Source organism: Pseudonocardia xishanensis (assembly GCF_039541715.1).
GTDB classification, from domain to species: Bacteria; Actinomycetota; Actinomycetes; order Mycobacteriales; family Pseudonocardiaceae; genus Pseudonocardia; species Pseudonocardia xishanensis.
Window position 1 is genome coordinate 34,576 of record NZ_BAABGT010000029.1, and the last position, 22,730, is coordinate 57,305.

General features: G+C 70.7%; 24 protein-coding genes and 1 pseudogene. 7 read left to right on the plus strand and 18 right to left on the minus strand.

Translation table 11 applies throughout. From position 1 onward, the window contains the following. The 3 genes from ABD993_RS10980 to ABD993_RS10990 form a co-directional block, all read right to left on the minus strand. A partial coding sequence (locus ABD993_RS10980) for a hypothetical protein (RefSeq protein WP_345415486.1) occupies positions 1-197 on the minus strand: 197 nt, incomplete at its 3' end. Position 198: 1 nt separating this feature from the next. After that, a complete protein-coding gene (locus ABD993_RS10985) occupies positions 199-1,335 on the minus strand; it encodes an acyl-CoA dehydrogenase family protein (RefSeq protein WP_345415487.1) in 1,137 nt (378 codons plus the stop codon). A 40-nt stretch (positions 1,336-1,375) separates the two neighbouring features. Beyond that, positions 1,376-2,131: a VOC family protein gene (locus ABD993_RS10990; protein WP_345415490.1), complete on the minus strand. Its 756-nt coding sequence runs from the start codon at positions 2,129-2,131 to the stop codon at positions 1,376-1,378. Positions 2,132-2,388: 257 nt separating this feature from the next. Here ABD993_RS10990 and ABD993_RS10995 point away from each other — a divergent pair, with 257 nt between their 5' ends. Together ABD993_RS10995 and ABD993_RS11000 are read left to right on the plus strand one after the other, a co-directional pair. Beyond that, positions 2,389-3,564 (plus strand): thiolase family protein, encoded by a 1,176-nt coding sequence (locus tag ABD993_RS10995; protein WP_345415493.1) that lies wholly within the window; start codon positions 2,389-2,391, stop codon positions 3,562-3,564. A gap of 20 nt (positions 3,565-3,584) precedes the next feature. Continuing rightward, positions 3,585-4,325, plus strand: a complete 741-nt coding sequence (locus tag ABD993_RS11000) for an enoyl-CoA hydratase (RefSeq protein ID WP_345415496.1) — start codon at positions 3,585-3,587, stop codon at positions 4,323-4,325. 6 nt (positions 4,326-4,331) lie between these two features. On the opposite strand, the gene ABD993_RS11005 is transcribed toward ABD993_RS11000, so the two are convergent. Next, positions 4,332-5,402 carry an LLM class flavin-dependent oxidoreductase gene (locus ABD993_RS11005; RefSeq protein WP_345415499.1) on the minus strand — a complete coding sequence of 357 codons (1,071 nt, stop codon included), beginning with the start codon at positions 5,400-5,402 and terminating at the stop codon, positions 4,332-4,334. After that, on the minus strand, positions 5,294-5,848 hold the full coding sequence (locus ABD993_RS11010) for a nuclear transport factor 2 family protein (protein WP_345415502.1): 555 nt from the start codon (positions 5,846-5,848) through the stop codon (positions 5,294-5,296). The genes ABD993_RS11005 and ABD993_RS11010 overlap by 109 nt, the downstream gene beginning before the upstream one ends. Positions 5,849-5,989: 141 nt before the next feature. Between ABD993_RS11010 and ABD993_RS11015 the strand changes: the two genes are divergently transcribed. After that, on the plus strand, positions 5,990-6,805 hold the full coding sequence (locus tag ABD993_RS11015) for a mycofactocin-coupled SDR family oxidoreductase (RefSeq protein ID WP_345415505.1): 816 nt from the start codon (positions 5,990-5,992) through the stop codon (positions 6,803-6,805). A 13-nt stretch (positions 6,806-6,818) separates the two neighbouring features. Here the strand turns inward: ABD993_RS11015 and ABD993_RS11020 are convergent. Beyond that, positions 6,819-7,016 (minus strand): annotated as a pseudogene (locus ABD993_RS11020) (IS630 family transposase); the annotation flags it as partial. Positions 7,017-7,079: 63 nt separating this feature from the next. Continuing rightward, entirely contained in the window at positions 7,080-7,868 is a 789-nt protein-coding gene (locus tag ABD993_RS11025) for a transposase family protein (protein WP_345415508.1), read from the minus strand. A gap of 512 nt (positions 7,869-8,380) precedes the next feature. Here ABD993_RS11025 and ABD993_RS11030 point away from each other — a divergent pair. Further along, positions 8,381-8,815 carry a hypothetical protein gene (locus tag ABD993_RS11030; protein ID WP_345415511.1) on the plus strand — a complete coding sequence of 145 codons (435 nt, stop codon included), beginning with the start codon at positions 8,381-8,383 and terminating at the stop codon, positions 8,813-8,815. A 34-nt stretch (positions 8,816-8,849) separates the two neighbouring features. Here the strand turns inward: ABD993_RS11030 and mobF are convergent, their stop codons facing one another. The 9 genes from mobF to ABD993_RS11075 form a co-directional block, all read right to left on the minus strand. Next, a complete protein-coding gene (gene mobF, locus ABD993_RS11035) occupies positions 8,850-13,220 on the minus strand; it encodes a MobF family relaxase (RefSeq protein ID WP_345415514.1) in 4,371 nt (1,456 codons plus the stop codon). Positions 13,221-13,410: 190 nt separating this feature from the next. Further along, positions 13,411-14,289, minus strand: a complete 879-nt coding sequence (locus tag ABD993_RS11040; RefSeq protein WP_345415517.1) for a hypothetical protein — start codon at positions 14,287-14,289, stop codon at positions 13,411-13,413. Then, positions 14,286-14,939, minus strand: coding sequence for a hypothetical protein (locus ABD993_RS11045; protein ID WP_345415520.1), 654 nt, complete (start codon positions 14,937-14,939; stop codon positions 14,286-14,288). Before ABD993_RS11045 ends, ABD993_RS11040 begins: the two co-directional genes overlap by 4 nt. Continuing rightward, positions 14,936-15,352: a hypothetical protein gene (locus tag ABD993_RS11050; RefSeq protein WP_345415523.1), complete on the minus strand. Its 417-nt coding sequence runs from the start codon at positions 15,350-15,352 to the stop codon at positions 14,936-14,938. The genes ABD993_RS11045 and ABD993_RS11050 overlap by 4 nt, the downstream gene beginning before the upstream one ends. A gap of 2 nt (positions 15,353-15,354) precedes the next feature. After that, the gene (locus ABD993_RS11055) at positions 15,355-17,190 is read right to left on the minus strand and encodes a type IV secretory system conjugative DNA transfer family protein (RefSeq protein ID WP_345415526.1); all 1,836 of its coding nucleotides are present in this window, start codon (positions 17,188-17,190) and stop codon (positions 15,355-15,357) included. 3 nt (positions 17,191-17,193) lie between these two features. Beyond that, a complete protein-coding gene (locus ABD993_RS11060; protein ID WP_345415529.1) occupies positions 17,194-17,697 on the minus strand; it encodes a hypothetical protein in 504 nt (167 codons plus the stop codon). Next, positions 17,694-18,158 (minus strand): WhiB family transcriptional regulator, encoded by a 465-nt coding sequence (locus ABD993_RS11065; RefSeq protein WP_345415532.1) that lies wholly within the window; start codon positions 18,156-18,158, stop codon positions 17,694-17,696. The genes ABD993_RS11060 and ABD993_RS11065 overlap by 4 nt, the downstream gene beginning before the upstream one ends. A gap of 116 nt (positions 18,159-18,274) precedes the next feature. Next, positions 18,275-18,508, minus strand: a complete 234-nt coding sequence (locus ABD993_RS11070; RefSeq protein WP_345415535.1) for a hypothetical protein — start codon at positions 18,506-18,508, stop codon at positions 18,275-18,277. Beyond that, positions 18,505-18,804, minus strand: coding sequence for a helix-turn-helix domain-containing protein (locus tag ABD993_RS11075; protein ID WP_345415538.1), 300 nt, complete (start codon positions 18,802-18,804; stop codon positions 18,505-18,507). The genes ABD993_RS11070 and ABD993_RS11075 overlap by 4 nt, the downstream gene beginning before the upstream one ends. Positions 18,805-18,980: 176 nt before the next feature. Here ABD993_RS11075 and ABD993_RS11080 point away from each other — a divergent pair, with 176 nt between their 5' ends. The 3 genes from ABD993_RS11080 (at position 18,981) to ABD993_RS11090 (ending at position 20,812) form a co-directional block, all read left to right on the plus strand. Continuing rightward, positions 18,981-19,316 carry a helix-turn-helix domain-containing protein gene (locus ABD993_RS11080; RefSeq protein WP_345415541.1) on the plus strand — a complete coding sequence of 112 codons (336 nt, stop codon included), beginning with the start codon at positions 18,981-18,983 and terminating at the stop codon, positions 19,314-19,316. Positions 19,317-19,575: 259 nt separating this feature from the next. After that, positions 19,576-20,325, plus strand: coding sequence for a helix-turn-helix domain-containing protein (locus ABD993_RS11085; protein WP_345415544.1), 750 nt, complete (start codon positions 19,576-19,578; stop codon positions 20,323-20,325). A 4-nt stretch (positions 20,326-20,329) separates the two neighbouring features. Further along, the gene (locus ABD993_RS11090; protein ID WP_345415547.1) at positions 20,330-20,812 is read left to right on the plus strand and encodes an NUDIX hydrolase; all 483 of its coding nucleotides are present in this window, start codon (positions 20,330-20,332) and stop codon (positions 20,810-20,812) included. Here ABD993_RS11090 and ABD993_RS11095 read toward each other — a convergent pair. Then, entirely contained in the window at positions 20,804-21,280 is a 477-nt protein-coding gene (locus ABD993_RS11095; protein ID WP_345415550.1) for an HD domain-containing protein, read from the minus strand. The genes ABD993_RS11090 and ABD993_RS11095 overlap by 9 nt on opposite strands. A 568-nt stretch (positions 21,281-21,848) precedes the next feature. Further along, a complete protein-coding gene (locus ABD993_RS11100) occupies positions 21,849-22,682 on the minus strand; it encodes a hypothetical protein (RefSeq protein WP_345415553.1) in 834 nt (277 codons plus the stop codon). Between the last annotated feature and the right edge of the window lie 48 nt (positions 22,683-22,730).

The following is a 22,730-nucleotide window of genomic DNA, read 5'->3' on the forward strand; positions in this document are numbered from 1 at the left end:
TAAGACCGCTTGGCCTCCGACTCGGGTGCCAGCAGGCTCAGGAAACCGGACGCGTCCAGCGACGACCACAGTCCGGTGGGGATCGACGCGCCGTCCTCCCAGGCCTCACGTACGTCGACGGGTCGGCTCGCCTTGGCAGCGATGCCTGCGACGGACTCGGCGAAGTAGCGCTGCTCCTCGGTACGGGCGAAATGCATGTCAGCTCCTCGGGAGGCCGAGGACGCGCTCGGCGATGATGTTGCGCTGGACCTCGTTCGTGCCCGCGAAGATCGGCGTCGCCATCGATGTGATGAAGCCGTGCGACCACGGTCCGTCGACCTCCGCCGCGTCGCCCAGCAGGTCGAGGGCCGTCTCGTGCAGGTGGACATCCATCTCCGACCAGAAGATCTTGTTGCCGCTCGACTCGGCGCCGATGTGCCCGCCGCTCGCGAGCTTCGTCACGGTCTTCATCGCGGTGTAGCGGTACGCCTGGGCCGCGATCCACGCGTCCACGACCTCGGTGCGGGCGGCGGGCGACGGGGCGTCCGTCGCCCGATAGAGATCGACGAGGCGGTCGGCGGCCGCGAGGAAGCGCCCGGGCGAGCGCAGGATCAGTCCACGCTCCGATCCCGTCGTGGCCATCGCGACCTTCCACCCGTTGCCCACGCCGCCCAGGACGTCGGCGTCGGGGACGAAGACGTCGTCGAAGAAGATCTCGCCGAACCCGGTCTCACCACCGAGCTTCTGAACCGGTCGTACGGTGACGCCCGGCGCATGCAGGTCGATCAGCAGATAGCTGAGGCCACGGTGGCGGACGGAGCCAGCTTCGGTCCGCACGATCGCGAAGAGACGGTTGCAGAACGGTGCGCGGGTGCTCCAGGTCTTCTGGCCGTTGACGCGCCAGCCGCCGGCCTCCTCGTCGCGGTCGGCCCGCACGCGGACGCCGGCGAGATCGCTGCCCGCCTCCGGCTCGGACCAGCCCTGCGCCCACATGTCCTCGACGCCGGCGATGCGCGGCAGCAGCTCGGCCTTCTGCCCTTCGGTCCCGAACTCGAACAGCGAGGGTGCGAGGAGGAACATGCCGTTCTGGGCGGCTCTCGGGCCCAGCCCGGTGGCGAAGTACTCCTCCTCGAAGATCATCCACTCCCACAGGCCGAGGCCCCGGCCACCGTACTCGACCGGCCAGGAGACGGCAGCCCACCCGGCCTCGAAGAGCTGTCGCTCCCACTCGCGGTTGACGGCGAAGCCATCGGCGGTGTCCGGCGACGGGAGTGGCGACAACGGTCGGTTGCTCCGCAGCCAGTCCCGTGCTTCCAGCCGGAACGCGTGATCGTCTGCCGTCTCTCTCAGGTCCACGTCATCACCTTACAAAGACTGAATCGGAATTCCAAGTCCGTTACGCGCATCGCTGCACGATCTCGAACGGCGTCCCGCAGGTCGCCGTCGCCGGCAGCAGGAGTCGCTCGTCGCCAGTGCCCCGGGAGGTCCGGGAGGGCTCGGCGCCGCGACCGACCAGCTCCTCCTCGCAGCGACCGAGGTCCCCCACCGACAGCACGATGGCATGGGGCCCGGCACCCCATCGCGAGACGAACCGGCCGAGCTCGTCGTCGGGGTCGAGCGGCTGCACGAGCTCGATGCCAGCGCTGCGGTCGAAGGCGAAGTCGTAGCGGGCGTACTTCGCCGAGGAGTCGCTCGACACGGGGTCCGGCACCAGGCCGAGGGCCGAGTCCAGTGAGCGAACGGCGGCATCGAGGTCCGCGACCAGGAACCGTCGCGCGTCGATCCTCAGCGCGTCCGCCGGCTCCGCGTCGTGCACGTCCGGCGGCGCCGGGATACCGGAGTGGGACGTCGGCACGACCTCCGCCCAGAGCCCGCCATCGACGGAGGGGTCGTACCCCGTCGGTTCATCGGCTGTGACCCCGACCCAGATCCGCGAGAACGGGAAGTCGTCGGACGCAGGTGTCACGCGATGCCGCACCCCCGACGAGACCAGGCGGTCACGCACGGCCTCGATATCGCTCGCGGCGAGGACCGTCGCGTGGGTCCGGACCGGGCGGGAGCCCTGCGCGGCGATCCGCTCCACGACGTAGTCGTGCGGCTCGGTCCGAGGACGGGAGCCGATGACCTCGATCCGGGTCGGGGCACTCCTCATGGACCGTTGCACCCGAAGCCATACGGCGCGGAATCCGTGACCCTGGGGTTCGAGGAAGGCGTTCGGCCGCGGGGACGGAAGGCCCAGGAGATCGACCAGTTGCGCGGCGTCACCGTCGGGATCGGCGGTCACGATATCGGCCGATACCAATGCGTCGTACATCCGCTACCGCCTCTCCGGCGTGGCCGCCGGGTCAGGTTCCTGTGAACGATCGTTCTCATCGTTGCTATTATGGCACTACATCCCCAGGAGGACCCATGTCTGACGCCCTGATCGTCTCGGCTGTTCGCACCCCCGTGGCCTCGGCCTTCCGCGGCACCTTGCGTCGCACCGAACCCGCTGATTTGGCAATACCTGTGCTCAGTGCCCTGGTCAAGCAGAGCGCACTTCCCGTCGGGCTGGTCGACGACGTCGTGCTAGCGGAGTCGCTCCACGGCGGCGGTGACATCGCGCGCTACTCGGCGATCGAGGCGGGGTTGACGAACGTTCCCGGACTAGCCCTGAACCGGCACTGCGCGGGCGGACTCAGCGCGGTCATGGTCGCTGCCAACGCCGTGTGCGCGGGGGGCGACCGCGCCGTGATCGCCGGGGGCGTGCAGTCGTCGTCGACCGCCCCCGTGCTCCGCTCCCGCCTCGATCCCGAGACCGACTGGCTGTTCGAGTCGCACCGGCCGACTCCGCAGGCTCCGGCCGACGACATGTCCATCACAGTCGGGTGGAACGCCGCCCGCCAGGCCGGAATCAGCCGTGAGGAGCAGGACGCCTGGGCGCTCCGCTCGCACCAGCGCGCCCTTGCGGCCATCTCGGCCGGTCAGTTCGTCGACGAGATCGTCCCGCTCATGATCCCGGACGAGTCCGGCGACCCCCAGGTGTTCGCCGTCGACGAGCACCCGCGCGCCACGACCAGCGCCGAGAAGCTCGCGGCGCTGCCCGTCCTGCATCCTGAGATCGAGGGCTTCACCGTGACGGCCGGCAACGCCAGCGGCATCAACGACGCCGCCGCGGCCCTGCTGGTCGTCTCGTCCGAGGTCGCCGCCGAGCACGGCCTCGCACCGCTCGCCCGAATCCGGGCCGGAGCATCGGTCGGTGTCGACCCCGAGGACACCGGCATGTCGGCCCCTCTCGCGATCCGCAAGGCGCTCGCGCGCGCCGGTCTGCAGGTGACCGACGTCGATCTGTGGGAGATCAACGAGGCGTTCGCCTCGGTCCCGATCGCCGCGAGCCGCGAGCTCGGGCTCGACGAGGGCACGGTAAACCCTTTCGGCAGCGGATGCTCGATCGGCCACCCCGTGGCCGCGACGGGCGCACGTATGCTCACGACGCTGTCGCACGAGCTGTTCCGCCGCGGCGGCGGCATCGCGGTCGCGGCCATGTGCGCCGGGGGCGGCATGGCCTCGGCCGTCGTCCTCGACGTCCCGGGTACCGGACGATGAGCCGGGCCGCTCCGCTCGTAATGCTCGAGTCCGACGGCCCGGTCCGGGTCATCCGCCTCAACGCACCGGAGCGCCGCAACGCACTCGACTGGGCGATGCTGGACGAGCTCAAGGCAGCGATCACCGCGGTCGCCGGCGACGCCGCGGCCCGGGCGCTCGTGGTGACGGGGGTGGGCAAGGCATTCTGCGCCGGGGCTGATCTCGTCGACATCTTCGGCGACATGGACCGACCCGTGGGCGAGCTGCGCGACCATCTCAAGCGCGTCTACGCGTCGTTCCTCGGTCTGCGCGACCTGACGATTCCGACCATAGCCGCGGTCAACGGCGCCGCGATCGGCGCCGGGCTCAACATCGCCCTCGCCTGCGACGTGGTCGTCGCCGGACCTCACGCGGGCTTCGGCCCGACCTTCGCCCAGATCGGCCTACATCCCGGCGGCGGCTGCAGCTATCTGATGACCGAGCGCCTGGGCCAGGCCCAGGCCATGGCGGCGCTACTGTCCGGCGAGGTCATGCCCGCGGCCGAGGCCGTGCGCATCGGTCTTGCGCAGACGCTGGCCGACGAGCCCGCGGCGTACGCCCTGGAGCTCGCGGGGACCTACGCGGATCGCGATCCCCGCCTCGTCGCGGCGATCAAGCGGTCCGTGCAGATCGCCGCGCACGGCGACCTCGCGGCCTCCCTGGAGTTCGAGTCCTGGGCCCAGGCCTCCTCGATCGGCGGCGCGACCTTCCGGTCCTACGCACAGCGGTTCAGCGACACCTGAGAGTCCTCACAGGGCGCGGAGCGCCGGCGCGACCTTCTCGCAGATCATGCGGACGTTGCGCTCGACCATCCGCTCTGGCATACCGCCCACTGACGCCCACAGGAACAGGGTGTCGATGGGGGCGTCTCCTAGCCAGGTCCCGACGCGCTCGGCGATCGCGTCGGACGTGTCGAACCAGAACGATCCCGGTCGCGTCATCGAGCCCTGCCTGGCGCCCTCGGCGTCGAACGGTCGCGGCGCCGGCTGATCGAGCCCCTGGACCATATGCCGTCGGTAGGAGTTCTGCTGGTACTCGATGAACGGTGCCATCTCCGTCCACTCGGCCTCCGGATCGTCACTGGCGAGCGCGAACAGCGGACCGCCCATCTTGCCGTCGCCGGGTGCCAGGCCGGCCGCGGCGCGGCCCTGCTCATACGCGGGCAGCAGGTCGGGATTCACGAACAGCAGGTTGGCACCCAGGGCACCGGCACGTCTGGCACCGGCCTCGCTGCCGTGGCCCAGCCAAATGGGCACCGTCGGCTGCACCGGGGCGGGGGTGAGCTCCTCCGTCCAGAGTCTGTTGAGCTCCGGCACCATGGCCGCGAGCGCCGGGAACCGGGCATCGCGGTCCTGGCCGTACAGGGCGAACTCCGGTTCGCGGTAGCCCGCGCCCAGTCCCAGGTCGAGCCGGCCGTCCGAGATCAGGTCGACCACGGCTGCCTGTTCGGCCAGCTCGGCCGGATGGTGCAGCGGACCGACGACCAGCGCCGTCCCGAGGCGGACGTGGCTGGTGCGGGCGGCCGCGGCGGCGGCCATCGTCAGTGGCTGGGGAAGGTAGCCGTCGTCGAAGAGGTGGTGCTCGCTGAACCAGAGCGATTCGGCTCCGAGCCGCTCGGCCTCCTCGCACATCTCCAGGGTGTGGGCGTAGACGCGCGCCGGTGGGGTCTCGACATGGGGCGGCACGCGAAGGTCGAAGTACAGTCCAACCTTCACGACCGGGCCTCCGTCGACTCGTCGGACGGCACCGGGCCACGGTGGCGCAGGCCGATGATCGGCAGCACCGCCAGACGTACCGCCCGCAGATGCTGGATGCGCCACTCGCCGTCGAGCTTCACGTACTCCTCCTCGTAACGGGTCGAGCCGAGAGCGGCCGGGGCCTCGTGGAAGTCGAGGACGCCGATGAAGTGCCACGTGCCGACGGCGCGGTCACCGTGCACCTCGATGTCGAGGTTCGTGGTGTTGTGCTGCGAGAACGAGACGGCCTGGCCGAAGCCCTGGAAGGCCGCGCGGATCTCGTCGTGCCCCCGGTGCGGCCCATGATCCGTGCTCTCCCATACGGCATCGGGAGCGAAGATCGTGGCGACGGCATCGGCATCGTGGCCGTCGTCGCACGCGTTGCAGTAACGGGACTTGAGCCGCCGTATGGCTTCGATGTCCTCGAGTCTTGTGAGGCGTTCCTCGACCGTTGCCATTCCTACCACCCTCTCGCATTTGTCGTTCGATGGCCAGGATACGAGAGAACGATCATTCTTCTTCTGGGCCATTGAAGGCCGCACTCGCCTGGAACATCAGCGCCTTCCAGTTGGGGAGCTCTTGGGTACACTGTGAACGATCGTACACATCGAGGACTTCCGGCGTTCGCGACACGGGACGTCGACGGAGAGAACGAGGAAGAGGGCCACATCATGGCTGGACGGCTGGCGGGCAAGGTCGCTTTCATCACCGGGGCAGCGCGCGGGCAGGGACGCGCGCATGCCGTGACGATGGCTCGCGAAGGCGCGGACATCATCGCCCTCGACCTGGCAGGCCCCCTGCCTGGCGTTCCCTACGACTCGGCGACTCCGGCAGATCTCGAGGAGACCGCGAAGCTGGTCGAGGAGCAGGGTCGCACGATCGTGGCGCGGCAGGGCGATGTCCGCGACCTCGAGGGCATCACCGCGATCGTGGCCGAAGGTGTCAGCACTCTCGGACGCCTCGATGTCGCGGTCGCGAACGCCGGGATCTGCATCCCGAGTGCTTGGGACGCGGTGACGCCCACGATCTTCAAGGACCACCTGGACATCAACGTCACGGGAGTCTGGAACACTGTGATGGCGTCCGCCCCACATCTGGTGACGGGCGGGGGCGGGTCGGTCATCCTGATCAGCTCGTACGCGGGCAAGAAGGTGCAGCCGTTCATGGTGCCCTACACGACGAGCAAGCACGCCGTGACCGGAATGACCCGCGCCCTCGCCGCCGAGCTCGGACGTCACAGGATCCGCGTCAACAGCGTCCATCCTGGAGCGGTCAACACCCTCATGGGATCGGGCAACATGCGCGAGCGACTCGAGGCCGCCGCCGCCACGAACCCGCCTCTGGCCCAGATGGGCACACGCTTCATGAACGACGACTCGGCGACGCCCGAACAGATCGCCGACGCCGTCCTCTTCCTCGCCTCCGACGAGTCGGTCTACATCACGTCCGAGCACCTCAGCGTCGACGGCGGCGCGCAGTACTTCTGAGAGAACAGCCGTGCACCTTCTCCACGAGCCTTGGGTCGTTGGAGAATTTGAACCCGTCGGTGCGGTGCGGCTTGAGGTTGAACGCCTTCCAGATCCGCCCGATGGTGGACTTCGACAACCCGGTGCGTTCGGCCATCTTCGACCTGGTCCAGTGTGTCGCGTTCGCCGGTGTGGTCTCCAGCGTCGCGATCACGACGTCCTCGACCTGGTCGGCCTCGACCGCGGGCGGACTGCGGTTCCACGACCTGCGCCATTGAGCCCTTTCCACTTGGCTTCAGCGGGCAAGGCTGAGGACGAGCACGGTCTTGACCAGGTCGGTCGCTCGTCGCGGGCAGCAGCGGATCTTGCGTAGGACGCGCCAGGCCTTGAGTACGGCGTTGGCGCGCTCACCCGGCCCGCGCTGGCGGGCGTGCGCGGAGTTCACGTCGCGCTGGTTGCGAGAGAGCTTGCGCCGCTCGCCCGTCTCGGGGTCCTTGGGGCGGCGGCGTTGTGGGACCTCGAACCCGGACCCGCGGTAGCCGTTGTCGGCGATCACCTTCACCTGCGCTGCCTGCAGGGCGTCGAGGATGCCGTGTTCGCGGGCGGCGCCCATGTCGTGGCGTGCGCCGGGCAGCGCGGCCGAGGCCCACACCAGCCGTCCGGCCGGGTCGGAGATGACCTGCACGTTCACCCCGTGGCATTTGTGTTTGCCCGAGTAGTACGGCCGATCGCGTCCCGAGCCCATCCCGACCCGGTCGATGCGCAGCAGGGTGCCGTCGAGGATCACGAAGGCCTTGGCCTTGATGACCGCCATCGCTGTGGCCAGGGTCGGGGCGAGCGCGGCGAGGACCTCGATCGCCTCGGTGATGTAGCGGAACACGGTGGTCGTGCCGATGCCGTACCCGGCGGCGAGCTCGGCGTAGGTGTCGCCCTTGCGCAGGTGCGCCAGCACGAGCACGGCCTGGTCACCGGCCGAGAGCCGCCGCCACCGGGTGCCGACCTTCGCCCGGCGGCTGCGGAGGGCATCGGACAGCGTGATGAGGGCGTGGTTGGACACGGATAACCCCGCAGGGTAGGAAGGCAACCGAAGCTCCTGGTCAGGACGAGTTGATCTAGTCAATCGCCCGTCTACCAGGAGCTTCACTCATTCCGGTGACGCCACGCCGCAGCAGCTCACGCCCGCCTCCGACCAGGATGGAAAGGGCTCACTAAGCCAAGTGACCGAAGTCAGGCCAACGCGGCGGCGGAGTCGTCACCGAACATCTCAGACGACGCCCCATCGAGTGCCCCACTCGGGGATCGGCTTTACAGCTACACCGTGGGTCATTCCCGGACGTCACGTGCGCGGCCTGCAGATCCGGTCACCGGCCAGGCGCAGAGCTTGCGCTCGGGCCAGCGGCTGTCGCACCGGGTCGCACGGCCAGCACTGTGTCAAACCCGACTGGCAGTCGTCCGCAGGTCGATGCCGGGACGACCCTCCCGTCGACGACCTCCGTGACGTGATGGGGAGGAATTGACGCGAGTGTTTGTTGCTAGTCTCGGCAAGAACCCGAAATGGCAGATGAATTCGTAGGCCCGAAGTGAGACTATAGCGCTATGGCGACGGCGACTGATCGCGATATTGCTCGGATACCGGCGGGGAACCTGCGGGTGTCGCGGGAGGCGTTCGGCCAGTTCTGGCGCGAGGTCGAGGCCCATGCGGCGGCGGAGACCGCTCGCGGCGCCTCGACGGCGCGGACCGCCGGTCTGGTGTTGGCCTGCCGTTGGTTGGCGTGCTCGACGACGGAGGTGAACGGGCGCCGCTTCCTGGCGGTCCGGCCCGTGGGGCACGGTTCACCGCTGGCGTATGCGGAGTTGATCGAGGCCGAGTACGTGGCTGCGGAGACCGCGATGGTCCGTGGCCCGCACACCGGGCGGTTCGTCTCGAAGCCGGGCTATGTCGAGTCGGTGTGCGCGGTGTTGCGCTGGGCGTGGCGCCGCAACGGTCCGCGTCCCCAGGTCGACCCGTCGCTCGCGGGTGCCGCGAGATGACTGCCCGCGGCGCCCGCTGGCCAGTGTGCTTGGGTCAGTAGTCGGCGGTCGCAGACTCGTCGGCTCGGCCGTCGTCGGACTCGGCTGCGTGGTCCTGGCTGTGCCAGCGATGTAGCTCCTCGGCGCGCTGGGCGGCCATGTCGGCCTCATCGAGCGCCTGCCTGGCGGTGATCTCGGCGAGCGCGCGGCGGGCCACGTCGAGCGCGTCGGCGGTCTCGGCAGCTGTGGGGACGCGGACCACGTCCTCGTCGACCGGCGCGGGTTCGCCCGCGGCGATCTCTCGGACGTCCGGCTCGACGACGACGTCCGCCGCGTCGTCGCGGTGATCGCCGGTGTCCCGGTCGTGCCGGTCGTCGTGGAGGTCGTGCTCGGTGATCTCTCGGTGGGCGTCGTCCTCGACGCGGGCGGCGGCGTCCGCGGCGAGCCATTCCTCGGCGGTGACCTGCGGTTCGGGTTCGAGATCGTCGGCATGGCGCAGAGCGAGCTCCGCCTTAGCCCGTTCGCCCCGGGCTCGGGTCTCGGCGGTGTGCACCAGCCATTCCGATCGGGCGTCGTCGAGTTCCTCCAGCGCAGTGGTCTGCTCGTTGAGCAGCCGGGCGAGGGCGTCGGCGTCGCGCGCTTCGGTGGCGAGGCGTGTCTGCTCGTCCGGGTCGTGGGCTGAGGCGGCTTCGGCTTCGCGTAGGGCGGCGGTCTGGCGGTGATGGGCGGAGGCCTGGCGGGTGCCGGCGAGCTCGTTGCCGACGTAGCGCGGGCCCCAGGCCTCCTCGCGGTTCGCGGCGCGGACGCGGACGTGGAGCTGGCCGTTGGACAGTTCCTGTTCCTCGCGGTCGATCTCGGGGCGGCCGAGGGTGCGCCACGCGGCTCGGTAGGCGGCGAAGGCTTCGGTCTGGCCCGGGGCGGGGGCGGGCCCGAGCACGTCGGTGTCGCTGTCGTGGTCGCGCAGTTCGCGGTAGGCGGCGACGGTGCCGACCTGGTCCTGCCACGTTGCGCGCTCGGCCTCGTCGAGCGGGGGCGCGCCGAAGGTCTCGACCGCCCATCCGGGTGGTGCCTCGGCGGCATTCGCGCCGAGCTCGGCGGTGCGCTCGTCCGCGGCGGCGGCGAGCCGGTCGAGGTAGGCCTGCCACTGCGGGTCGGCGATCTGCGGTGTCCAGTCCGCCCAGCTCTCGCCGCGGGGGTCGAAGCGGTCGTGTTCGGTGATGCGCGCGTAGACGACGTTGGTGACGTTGCGCGCCCCGGCGAGGGCGCGGTCGGCGATCGCGTCGTGCAGAACCTCGCGCGGGTCGCGTCCGGCGAGCTCGGCGCGGCGCAGCACGCGGGTCAGGGAGGCGGCGCCGTCCTCGGCGGCGATCCGGGTGCGTTCGGCAAGGGACAGGGTGCCATCTGCGGTGAGCTCGTCGAGCCAGGTCGCGGTCCGCTCGGTCGCGGCGAGCTGGGCGGCGTCGGTGAGCAGCTCCGCCGGGGTCCGCACCGCCTCGGTGGTCGCGGCGGAGTGGGCGGCTGTGGCCAGGGCGGAGCGGGCGCCGGTGGTCTCGTCGGGGTCGAGGAGCCCGGCCAGGACGGCGATGGGGTCGCGGTGCACGGTCTGGTCTGCCAGGCCGTGTGCGGTGTCCTCGACGGTGCTGAGGGTGGCGACGTGGGCGGTGTTGGTGTCGCGGCCGCGGGACATGCCGACGTAGAGAGCTGCGGGTCCGGTGCGGGTGGTGACGACGGTGTGCGCGGTGTCGACGGTGGCGCCCTGGGCGGCGTGCACGGTGGTGGCGTAGCCGAGCGCGAGGTGCTCGGCCACGTACTCCGGCGGCAGCACGATGCGGGCCGGGCCCGCCTCGTCGCCGGTCGGTGTGGTGGCGACCTCGAGCGAGCCGTCGGGGTAAACGGCGTTTACTCGGTAGGTCTCGCGGTTGATCGGGCCCCAGCGGTTGCCGTCGTGTCCGGCCAGGTGCCAGCCGTTGCGGCGGGCCTGGACCAGGTCCCCGGCCCCGGCGGTGGTGCCGTCGAGCCCGAGCACGACGCCGTCCTCCTGGACGCGGCCGAGGCGGACGAGCTCCGCGCGCAGCTCGGCCGAGAGGCGGGCGGCCTGCTCGTTGGTGTCGACCAGCAGCAGAGAACGGCGGCCGGCGAGGGTGTCGGCCAGCCACGCCCGGGCGGCGGACTGCTCGGCCTGAGTCGCGGTCCCGGAGTCGAGAAGTCGGCCGTGGCGGTGGTAGTCACGCAGCACGGTCTCGTCCCCGGCGCGCAGCCGCAGCGACGCCTCCCGCTCCCAACCCGCCGTGAACCGGCGGGCGTCGGCGAGCTCGTAGCGCGGCCCGAAGTTCGCGAGCAGGTCCATGCCGCCGCCGGCGCCGACGGCGGCGAGCTGGCGGTGGTCGCCGACCAACAGCAGCTTCGCCCCGGCCGCGTCCACACGTGCGTGGATGGCGGCGAGTGCGTTCGTGTCGGTCATCGCGGACTCGTCGACGACGACCAGATCGCCCGCGTGCAGACGCCAGAGCGCGTCCTGCGGCACGGCCTGGCCTTCGGCGACCGGGGTGGCGAGGCGGTCCTGGGTGGCCAGCCAGCGGGCCACATTGCGGGCCTGCAGGCCCTCGCCGGCCAGGACGTTGGTCGCGACCTGGGAGGTGGCGAGCCCGAACACCCGCCGCGCCGGAGCGTCGGCTGGGTCGGAGGTGGGGTCGGTCCAGGCGCGGGCCAGCGCGCCGACGACGAAGGACTTGCCGGTCCCGGCCGGGCCGACCAGCGTTTCGACCCGGGCTCCGGAGGTGAGGACTCCGCGGACGGCGGCGGCCTGGTCCGGGCCGAGGGTGATGCCCTGTTCGGTCAGGTCGGCCAGGAACCGGTTGGCGGCGTGGGTCGGGAGCGCGGCGCCGCCGCCCTGGGTGGCGGCGGCGGTGAGGAGTTGCTCGATCTTCACGTGGTCGGGTGTGGCGTAGAGGCGGGCGCCGGGCTGCTGGTAGACCGACTCGCCGTTGGCCAGGCGCAGTGCGGCCGGGAGGGTGTCCTCGCCGGGGCGGGCGGCGTCCATCGGCGTGGCGAAGGTCAGTGCCCGGTCGGTGAGGCCGTCGAGCAGCTCGGCGACCGCGGCGCCGTCGGCGAGTCCGAGATGGTCGGGCAGCGCGGCGTTGATCGCCGCGGTCAGGTCCGCTCGGGTCCAGGTCGACTTACGCGCCTGCACGTCGGCGAGCGCGGTCTCCATCACCGCGGTCGGCGACCACGCTTGCGCGGTGGGGGCGGCGGGGCCGCTGTGGCGGGCCGCGAGCGCGGCGTCGGCGACTCCGGCGAGCCCGCCGGCGACGTCGGCGCGGATCCGCGCGTCGATGCGGTCCAGCAGCTGTGTGCGGGTCTCGCCGTCGTGGGTCTTGGCCTTGCGGGTGGCCAGGGTGGCGACCTGGTTGATGCGCTCGCGCTCGTAGCTGGTCGGCGCCCGCCCGTGCCGGGCCTCGAACGCCGACACGAACTCGGCGGCCTTCGCGGTCAGCTTGTGGCGCCGCGTCGAGATCAGCGCCATCGCCTCGGCCGGGACCCCGACGACCTCGCGGGCTTTCCCGTCCGGGCGGGTCGCTAACACCATGCCGAGGGCGGAGGTGATGCGTTCCTCGGTGGTGCGTTCGGCGACCGCGGCCCCGGCGGCGCGCCAGCGGTGCAGGCTGCGCCCGTCGAGGGTGCGCCACGCCCCGTCCGGGCCCTCGACGCGGTTGAGGATCGTGTTGTGGATGTGCAGCTGCGGGTCCCGCTCGCGGGAGTCGTGCTGGAAGAACGACGCCACGGTCCAGTCGTGCGCGTCCGCGTGGCGGCCCGCCGCGCCACCGTGATGGCCGATGCGGGTGTAGCCGGCCTTGTCCTGCAGATAGGCCAAGCCGGCGTTGTTGCCCGCCCAGATCGCGTCCTCGACCGCCTCCCGGAACCGGCCCCACGCCGCCGCGGTCTCGGCGTCGCCCACTGTTCGAGCGGCGACCTCCTTGGCCTCGAGCGCGGTGTGCAGCAATGTCACCGACTTCTGAACACTGAACGTGGCGTCGTAGAACGAGACGTTGCGACGGGCCTTCTTGCCCGCCTCGACACGAAGCTCCGCGCGGCGTTCAGGGGAGGCGTTCGGCTCCCGTTCAACGGCCTCGCTGTACAGCTTGTCCTCCGACTTGTACGCCCGGCCGGTGTGCCCCAGCGTCGGGACCTCGGCCCACCGCTGCGGATCCCGGAACCCCTCGGCGCGGGGATCGAGGAACCGTTCGTAGACCGCGCGCATGTCCCCGGCGTCGACCAGGCCGCGCAGCCCGAGCTTCTCCGCTCCGCCGCCCCACCAGCGGCCCGGCGGCTCCCCGTCGGCGACCGCGCCGGTGTAGTAGTTCTCCCGCCCGGTCGCGACCTCCTTGAGCAGGTACTCCGGGCTGTAGCCGTTGCCGATCCTCAGCACGACGCACCCACCACCCTCACCACTCGCGCCGCCATTTCAAGATCAACTAGCGGGGTGGTGGTTCCCGATCGGCCGGAGGCCGGATCGCACCCGACGATCGTGATGCAATGGTGTGAGTCATTTGATCTTGGTCGGTGAGTAGTTCGTTTGGAGTAGTTGTTGTTGCTGTTGAGGTCGTCGGTCGTGGTCGTCATCGGTTGCTCTTGTTCTGAGAGTCGGAGGAGCTGGAGTCGGGGTCGTGGAGGTGTAGGTCGGTCGTGGTGGTGATCAGGTGCAGGGCGATCGGTGCGGTTTCCGGGCCGCTGGTGTCGTCGCGCAGCGCCTTGAGCGCTGCGGAGGCGGTGCCGCGCGAGACCCCGGCGCTGTCCTGGAGCTCGGAGACCGTGGGCCACTCCCGATGCGCCGCCCGGTGCGCCAGGGCGACCTCCTGGGCGCGGTCCCGCGCCGGGGACGGAGCCGCCGCTGCTCGCTCAGCCGGGTCGCGCCCCTCGACGTGTTCACCGCCGCCATCCAGGACAGCCGGAACCCCTGAACCCTCGACCTCGGCCACCGGCTCGACGCCGGGCCCGGGCACGTAGCCCGGCCCGATGTTCAGCCCGGACGAGACCGCCTGAACACCCGGCGCTGAACGCTGAACACTCAGCCCCGATGAACGCTCGCCACCGGTGTCCGGCTGCTGTACGGGTTCAGGGGCGGCCAGCAGGTAGAGCAGGTGCGCGACGACCGCGGCAGCGATCGCGGGCCAGGCGCCTATGGCGAACCGCAACCACGGCGGCGCCGCCAACGCCCCCGGCTCGCCGGCCAGGAACACTGCCTGCGCGAGCCCGGACATCCCGGCGGCGACCACGACGACGGTCCACGCGTAGCGGGACGCAGAACCCTTCAGACGCGCGGTGGCGGTGTAGGCCACGAGCGCGAGCCCGTCTGTGATCAACGGGTAGAGCCACGCGATCGGGCCCGGCACCCGCGAGGCCAACGCGACCTCGTAGAGACCGTGCGCGGTCGCAATCGCAGCGCCGAGAGCTACGGCGAGGCCGGGTAGCCACACGACTGAGCGCTTCCAGCTCACCGCGGACCTCCGCGCAGCGCTGCGCCGATCCGGCTGTCCGGTGACGGCGGTGGCTCGGGTGCGGGCTCGTCGCGGGCCTCGGCCCACCACCGCCCGAGGCGGTCCAGGTCGGCCTCGGACGGGACCGTGGGGGCGCCGGTGACCTGGTCGGGCCAGCCGGGGCGAGTCTGGTGGTTCTCCCGCGAGCACACTCCCGCCGTCGCCTTGATCCGCCGCACCACCCCGGGACGCTGGCGGTCGTGCCAGTCCCCCGCCAGCGCCACCGACGCCGCCGGGCCCTGGTAGGCCGCGGCCCAGGCGTGCATCAGCCAGAGCAGCTCCTCCACCACGTGCGGGTGCCAGCACCAGCAATCCGGGAACGACTCGACCGCATCCGGATACCGCAGGTACACCTGCGCGAGCCAGCCAGCGAGCTCGTCGAGCAGCCGCTCGGTCACCTCGAGGTCGGTCGGGGCCATCAGCCAGGACGGCGCCGGGGTCGGCGGCTTCCTGGCGGCCAGCGCGGCGACGGTCTCCCCCAGCTCGGCAACCAGGCCCGAGAGGGTGTCGATCCGCGCCGGGAGTGGGGCGATCAGGCGGCGCATACCGTCGACCTCGCGGGCGAGCCCGGCCGTTGCGGCGTCGGGCTCGGCGGGGTTGGGCGGGATCATGCCGACCACCCGTCCGCGGCCCGCTCGCTCCACTCGATGGCCTCGCGTTCCGCGCGGGAGGCGTAGCCCGGGCTGTGGTCGCGGTCGACGTCGGCGGCGACCTGCACCCACCCGGCAGCGTTGACCGCGGCCCTCGCGCGGGCGTCGGCGGGGTTCTCTCCGGACTCGTAGTCGATCCATTCGTAGTCGCGGCGGATCTCGGCGACGTCCCCGGAGTCGAGGCCCCACCGGTGCACCGAGTAGCCCAGGCGAGCGCTGGTGTCGTCGAGGTAGTCGCGGACCATCGTCTCGGCGACCTCGCGCGAGCGGCCGGCCTGCTCGGCAAGCAGCTCGACGGCCTCGCCGCGGGTCAGCGGCACCAAGTCCGGGTCGGGCTCGGGCCAGTCGTTCATGGCGAACGTGTTGTCGGACATGGTCACTCCTCCCTCGCGGGGGTCGGGACGATCTCTCCGTCGACGACCAGGACGTCGCCGGGCAGCACGGGTGAGGCGGGTCGGGTGAACTGCGGGCCCGGCCACCCGGGCACCCAGCGCCGCAGCACCCACCGGGCCGCCGGGACCTTGTCGACGCCGCGGACGACCCGTCCGGCGGTGTTCGGGCGGCGACGGGCAAGGCGGGTCCAACGCACGTCGCGGCGCCGCCACGCCATCTGTGCCCACCCGACGACCGGCGGCATCCCGCGACGGATCACCAACACCTTCCCCGCAGGCAGGTTCGCGATCTGCGCCGGCGACAACACCGAGGTCTTACGAGTCCCGCGGGCGACGGTGTTGCCGCGCGGGTCGAGGGTGTCGGCGGGCTCGTCCCGCTCACCGGTGAGCGTGGACCAGAACTGGAGGTCGTCGCGGTCGCGGGTGCCGCCGAACACCATAACCGCGCCCGCGTTGTTCAGGATCGTCGCCGCCCCGTGGGCGCCGTAGCGGGCCAGCAGCTGCGCGCGAGACTGGACGACGACGAGGATCGACACCCCGCGCCCGCCCATGTCCGCCGTCCACGACTCCAGCGGGACCGGACAGATCAGGGCGGCCTCGTCGAGCGCGAGCCGCAACCCCGGGTCCAGGCGGCCGCCCGGCTTGGTGGCCGCGATCCGGCGGGCCTCGCGGGCGATGAACCCGGTCAACGCGCACACCAGCGGCGCGGTCGGGGACTCCTCACCTCCAAGCAGGAACACCGTCCCCCGAACCGCGAGGAGATCGCCGACGTCGAGCGGGCGCGCCCCCTCGGGACCGAGCGCGGCCGCGGCCCTGGCTGGTGCGGAGGTGAGCCAGCCGAGGGCGGGCATGATCGTCGAGGTGATCGAGGTCCGGGTGCGGTCGTTGGTGGTCACGAACTGCTCGAACGACACCCCGAACCCCGGCTCCGGCGACCGCCGCAACAACGCGGTCACCTCCTTGCGCGCGGCTTCCGGGTCGGCGGTCCAGTCCATGACCTGCCGCATAGACCTGTGCCCCAACGCAGCGGCGTGCAGCAACGCCTCCAGCACCCGGCGGCCCTGCAGCTCCCAGTACTCCCGATCCCCGCCACCCGAGGACGACACGGCGGAGAGCAGGTCCGCTGCCCGTTCCGCGGCCGCGACGGGGTCCTGGCAGCCGGTCAACGGGTCGAAGGTGACCGTCGAGGCCACCTCTCCCAGACCGGCCGGGTTGAACACCACCACCGGGCCCTTGCGCTCCCGATACGGGGTGCACAGCTCCAGCAGGTCCAGGCGGGTGCTGGTGGCCAGGACGGCGCCGGGGGCATCGATGATCTGCCCGGCCAGCCAGCCAGACTTCCCCGACCTCGGCCCACCGACGGACACGACGACGTCCTCGTTCGACGACCACACCCACTGCCCACCCGACCGGCACAACCGCACCGCCACCTCAGGCACTGGGAGAGTCATCAGGTCCCACCGAGACAACGTCTCCAGAGACGGGCGCACGGTGGGAGCGCGGCGCAACATCGCTGCGGACCCACCGAACCGCACGATGTCGACCGAGGAGGCCACGCCGGACTTCCGCCGGGACCGGGCTCCCCACCGGGACACGACCGACGCCGACCGCGTCCACCGGTACCGGAGGAATACCAACAACCCGAGGGCGGGCACGAGCAACAGCGGCCACGGCAACGCCCGCAGGATCGTGAGCGCGGGCAGCAGGGCGAGCAGCCCGAGGCCGAGGGCGATTCCTCGGGCCCGGCGGGCCCAGGCCAGCACCGCGGCGGCGACCAGACCGAGCAGGAGTAGTGGGGTCGGGCTCCACAACACGTCCATGAGTCAGTCCTCCCAACCGGTGCGCTCGCGCCACGCCTGCACGTCGGCAAGGTGCCGAGCGCAGTCGTCTGCGTGGCCGGACTCGTTGTCGACCGGGTGCGACTCGAACGGCCCGCGATCGCTCACCAGCTCGCCGCACGACCCGCACCGCCACGACGTCGCGGACAGACGAAACAGCTCGCGCGGCCGCTCCGGCTCGCGCCGCTCGACCACGAAGGCGAACGCCACCTCACCGACCGGCTCACCGTCGTCCGGAAGCCCCAGAGCGTCCCCGACCTCGTCCCACGAGCGGCCCGCCGCCCGCGCCGCCTCGACGGCGTCGACCAACACCCGCCGGGCGGCGTCGCGCAGCACCGCAGCGGCTCGCACCCCGGGCAGCGGCTCGACCAAACGGCGGCGGGTCAGCATCTGATAGCCCTCGATCGGCTCGACGACCACGTGGCCGTCAAACTGCTCGACCGCGACCTCCTCCACCAGCGTCTGCAACCGCCGTGAGACCGCGCTCATCGGACACCCCCGCAGCCCAGACCGGTCGCCCAGCGGTCGACCGTCCGACGCGATACCCCGAACTCAACCGCCACCCGCGGCCGCGGAACCCCCTCGGCGAGCGCCCGGCGTCCGGCTGCGATCACCTCGCCCCGCTCCCGCGGCGGCAGGCTCTTCGCGCCTCCCGGGACGACGATCTTCGGCCGCATCCCTTCCGGCAGGCTCACCTCGCGGCCGCGGCGGAGCTCGGCGCGCTCCTGCTCATCGAGTCCACCGGCGACGCCGTACGGAAGCGCGGCGAGCGCCCAGGCCAGGCACTGCTCTCGAACCGGGCAGCCGGCACAGACCGCCTTCGCGCGGGCGACCTCGCCCTCACGCACTGGCCCGTCATCAGCGACTGGGAAGAACACCTCGGGGTCCACGCCTCGACACCGCGCGCGGACCAGCCAGGCCCGCCCCTCGTCCCTATCTCGCCCTACCATCAGAACCTCTCCTGCCGTCTGCTGATGTGCGGAGAGATCGGCCCGGCGGCTGTGTCCCGCCAAGAACCCGTCGCCGGGCCGACCCACTACTTGCTGCTTCGCCTGCTCGGGCGGGCTCACTGGCCGACACCCGCCTCCTGGCCACCTCCGTTGAGCGCCGGGGTCGAGGCGTCGTCCACAGCGGTCAGGAACGACCCGATCGCAGCGGGCACCCCCTGGCCTGCGGGAGTCGCGATGAACAGCACCAACGCGACCAGTGAGAAGACAATCGCTCCGCCAGCCGCCCGGACCTTCGAGCAGATGAACGCGCCGAGAACCGACATGAAGATCAGAACGCCGACCGCGCTCATGCCACACCTCCGGGCAGCTCGACATCCGCCGCCGTCAGGCGGGCGAGTGCAGCTACCTGGTCGTGACGCCACTGGGTCGTCCACTCGGCCAGATCGACACAGCGCCCGGTCGCCAGGACGTCGTCGACGAGCCGCTCGATCACCGCCCCAGGTACCACGTATCGTCCGCCGATCTTGAGGCCGGGGAAGGTCCCGTTCCGCAGGTGCCGGTACAGCGTCGACTCGTCCAGCCGAAGGATCTCCGCTGTCTCCGCCGCCGTGTAGAAGGCCGGGCGCACCGGCCGGCTCTCCCCCACCGATGACTTCCCATCTCGTGCTTCAGGCTTGCCAGTCATCCCTCTCATCCCTTCGTTACCAGTTTCACGCTCAGTTTGAGCGTGGATTGATAGTTCGTCAACAGCCTTCTGTGTGCGGATCGCGCTCGGGATCACGCTCTAGCTACGCTCGACCAGCACTCATCACAGGAGGCTGCGTGGAGCAGGACTGGACCGCCGTGGGCGACGCGCTGCGGGCGCGGCTCGACGAGCTCGGCATGACCATGACCGACCTCGCCACCAAGTCCGGGGTGTCGCTCACGACGGTCCGCGAGCTTGTCCACGTGCTGAACACCCGACGTCGGCAGCCGCGCACCCTTGCCTCGCTGTCGGCCGCCCTGGGCTGGCCGGGGGAGCACCTAGGGTCCGTCCTCCGGGGCAGACCAACCTCCGAGCCTTCCGGCTTCGGCTCCCTCGCCTCTGTCCACAGTGAGCTCCAGGACCTGCGGCAGAGAGTCGAGGCGCTCGAGCGAGCCGTACGCAGAACCGACTGATCCACCCCCAACATCGGCCGGGGCGCCCGGAACCACCATGGATCTCCTGCGTCGTGTTCGACATGGCTCACGCGGAGAGGAAGCACACTCGGCGAGTCGTACCAGTGGTGGCGATCGGTGCTGTGTTCCATGGGTATAAGTGGACCGCGGCAACTCGGACGGCAAAACCGCACTTCACTAGCCATTTGAAGACGTCCTGGACGGCACCGGTTTGTCGAAAACGTCCCGGGAACGTCCCGGCATGTGGATGATGAGCCCCGTGCCCAACACCCGACTCCAGGCCGCGATGGATGCGGCCAGCCTGACGATCGAGCAGATCGCCGCCCAGGTGGACGTCGATCCCAAGACTGTGGAGCGCTGGGTCAACGCCGACGGGCGCACGCCACACCGCACCACCCGCCAACGTGTTGCCGCGCTCCTGCGCGTCGAGGCCAACCACCTCTGGCCGACCAACGGCCGCCAGCACGTCGTACCTGTCGACGGCGTCGCCGAACTCGTCCACCTGTACCCGTCGCGCTCGTCCGTCCCTTTCAACCTGTGGACTGAGCTGATCCACGGCGTGCGAGAGGCGATGGAGGTCCTGGTGTTCTCGGGACAGTTCCTCGTCGAGCAGCACAACCTGCTGCCCGTCGTCCGAGCCAAGGCCGCCGAGGGCATCCGCTTCCGCTTCGTCGTCGGAAACCACACCTCACCCGCGGTCATCCAGCGAGCGGAGGAGGAGGGCACCACCGGAGGACTAGAGGGCCGTATCCAGATGATGCGGCGCTACCTGCAGGACGTCGCCGGCCTACCCGGCGTCGAGGTCCGTACGCACGGCACGATCCTCTACAACTCGATCTACCGCTTCGACGACCAGGCGCTCATCAACGGCCACGCCTTCGGCTCGCTCGCGGGCCAGAACCCCATGCTCCACATCCGCCGCGTCGATGGCGGCTCGCTCTGGGAGCACTACATGCGCTCGTTCGAGCGCGTGTGGGAAACCGCCGACCCCGAACCCGCCGGAAGGTAGGCCCATGGCCCGCATCGACTACTTCGACGACCCGGCCGCGCCAGCCATCAACAGCGTCGTCCCCTCAGTGACCGTCGCCGTGCGCAACAGCGCCGGGCAGATACTGCTGATCCACAAGATCGACAACGACTTCTGGGCGCTACCTGGTGGCGGGCACGACCCAGGAGAGAGCATCACCGACACCGCGGTGCGCGAGGTGCGTGAGGAGACCGGCATCGACGTCCGACTCACCGGGCTCGTCGGCACCTACACAGACCCCCGCCACGTCATGAAGTACGACGACGGCGAAGTGCGTCAACAATTCTCACTCTGCTTCCACGCCGTCCCCGTCAACGAGTCCGAGAAGCCCCGCGAGGACGGCACTGAGACCAAGGCTGCCAAGTGGGTCGACCCCGCGGCCGTGCCCGGCCTGAGCATCCATCAGTCCATGCGGATGCGGATCGACCACGCGCTCGACGAGGCCCGCACCGAGCCGTATCTAGGCTGACCCGCCCGCGAGCCGAGCCTCGGCCCGCTGCACCGACTCGCGGAGCACCGGCTCCGCCTCGAGCCACGCCTGATGGACCGGATCATCCTCCGGATACCGGTGCAGGATCTCCGCGATCCGCTCGTCGTAAGTCAGCGGCTCTCCGGCGGGCCCGGTCGTCAGGTCCGCCAGTGCGAGCGCATCGAGCAGAGGCCCGTCCGGGAACGGGAACTCCGCCAGCTCGTCCGCCAAATTACGCCGCGTCGCCTCGAACCTGGCGCCTGAGTGGTGGGCTACAAGGTTCACCACAGTCTCGGGCCAACCCTCGTCACGCAGGTAGCGCGCGCCGTCCAGCGGGTGAAAGCGCGTATGACCGATCTCAGGGGAGTAGCCGATGTCGTGAAGCCACGACGCGCTGACCAGTACGTCTCGCTCGGGAGCCGCGACCGCTGAGCCCAGTCCAGCCGCGCGGCGAGCGACCGCCTGCACGTGGGCCCATCTCCGCCCTAATGGGGCTACGAACGTCTCGGAGATCCGCTGGGCGTCTGACACGACCCGGCTCGATGCGCCCACCTCGGCGACGCTACAGAGTCCGCTAGCGCGGCGCCGAACCTCCCTGCTCTCATGACGTCGGCGCAAGCTTCGTTGTTGGGGATCTTGGGAGCACGGAAGGACTGCTCTTCTTGCCATCGGGTCCGAACTTGTAGGTGGCTACATTCACCGCGGAAGTCGCTACGGCTCCACGGTCCCGAATGCCGGGCGGGTCTCGCTTCCACCGCAGTTCTGCCTGGGATCGTCGCGGGATCCGTGCATCTTGATCATGAAATCGTTGACGCGCAGCTTCTTCCTACGACCGCACACTCGACACAGGCCGGTACCTGCGGAGAGCTGCTTGGGCGTCTGGCGGCCCTTCTTGCCCGCCCACCCGGGCGCAGCCGAGCTCGGAGACTTCGCCTTCTCCTCGACCGGACGGAACGCCGCGCGAGGTCGACCCTGCTTGCGTCCGGCGCTCACGTCGCTCCGATCGGTCCTCGCTGATGCGGCCAGTGGCATCCGATCACGACTCGTCCTTCGCCCACCAGAGGAACTCCGAGGCGTGGGCGACGTCGACGAAGCCGGGTCCACACAGCTTCAACAGCAGGTCGTTGCTCCAGAACACCAGCCGCCCGGTGGTCATCGAGGTGCGTTCGGGCGCCGGGAGTTCGAGTCCGAAGACCGTGGCGGCGACCTCCCGCTTGCCCCCTGCCGCGCTGGTGTAGGTCAGGATCGGCAGGAACCGGTCCGGGTGGATGACACACAGGACGCGGGTCAGCAGGCTCTCCCGAAACCCGGTCATACCCTTCGGGTTGCGCGGGTTGATCAGGGTCTCGAGGCGATCCTCGACCGCCTCGTCGGCGCCGCGGAGCAGGTAGTCAATGACACCGCGGAGCTGCTGGGCTGCGGCCTGGTCGCCGAGACTGTTCCAGTAGCGGTTGAACACCGACATGTTGCCCGGGTGCGCGCCGATGGAGTTGTTCGCGAACTCCTTGAGATCGGCCGGGTCGGCCGCGGGCAGGCCGTCTGCGGAGAAGATCTGCCGGTAGCGGGCGAAGTAGGGGCCGACACGGGAATCAGTCGCCGGCTGCCGCGCCAGAAACTGCTGCTTCAGGTTGGCGACGCGTGTACGGGTGGCGTCGGTGAGGTCGTCCTCGGTCGGGAAGTAGGCCTTGGCCTCGTCGAGAGTGAGGGTGCGGGTGCGGCGGGCTGTGCGGGCCGGGGGAGCAGCGGGGACCACGATGATAGGGCGGTGCAGCCAGAGGTGCGCGCAGCTGGTGCAGCGCAGCCGGGTCTGGTCGTCCTCGGTGGTCTCGGCGTACTCGACGGTCGAGAGCTCGCATGAGGGGCAGCTCAAAGCCATGAGGATGTTCTCCCGGAGGTGCTGATCGAGGCGGGACGCAGC

Coding starts and splice junctions, on each gene's coding strand:
- ABD993_RS10990 (WP_345415490.1), bottom strand. CDS start 2,131: ATGAGGAGTGCCCCGACCCGGATCGAGGTCATCGGCTCCCGTCCTCGG.
- ABD993_RS10995 (WP_345415493.1), top strand. CDS start 2,389: ATGTCTGACGCCCTGATCGTCTCGGCTGTTCGCACCCCCGTGGCCTCG.
- ABD993_RS11000 (WP_345415496.1), top strand. CDS start 3,585: ATGCTCGAGTCCGACGGCCCGGTCCGGGTCATCCGCCTCAACGCACCG.
- ABD993_RS11010 (WP_345415502.1), bottom strand. CDS start 5,848: ATGGCCCAGAAGAAGAATGATCGTTCTCTCGTATCCTGGCCATCGAAC.
- ABD993_RS11015 (WP_345415505.1), top strand. CDS start 5,990: ATGGCTGGACGGCTGGCGGGCAAGGTCGCTTTCATCACCGGGGCAGCG.
- ABD993_RS11030 (WP_345415511.1), top strand. CDS start 8,381: ATGGCGACGGCGACTGATCGCGATATTGCTCGGATACCGGCGGGGAAC.
- ABD993_RS11045 (WP_345415520.1), bottom strand. CDS start 14,939: ATGATCCCGCCCAACCCCGCCGAGCCCGACGCCGCAACGGCCGGGCTC.
- ABD993_RS11050 (WP_345415523.1), bottom strand. CDS start 15,352: ATGTCCGACAACACGTTCGCCATGAACGACTGGCCCGAGCCCGACCCG.
- ABD993_RS11055 (WP_345415526.1), bottom strand. CDS start 17,190: ATGGACGTGTTGTGGAGCCCGACCCCACTACTCCTGCTCGGTCTGGTC.
- ABD993_RS11060 (WP_345415529.1), bottom strand. CDS start 17,697: ATGAGCGCGGTCTCACGGCGGTTGCAGACGCTGGTGGAGGAGGTCGCG.
- ABD993_RS11065 (WP_345415532.1), bottom strand. CDS start 18,158: ATGGTAGGGCGAGATAGGGACGAGGGGCGGGCCTGGCTGGTCCGCGCG.
- ABD993_RS11070 (WP_345415535.1), bottom strand. CDS start 18,508: ATGAGCGCGGTCGGCGTTCTGATCTTCATGTCGGTTCTCGGCGCGTTC.
- ABD993_RS11090 (WP_345415547.1), top strand. CDS start 20,330: ATGGCCCGCATCGACTACTTCGACGACCCGGCCGCGCCAGCCATCAAC.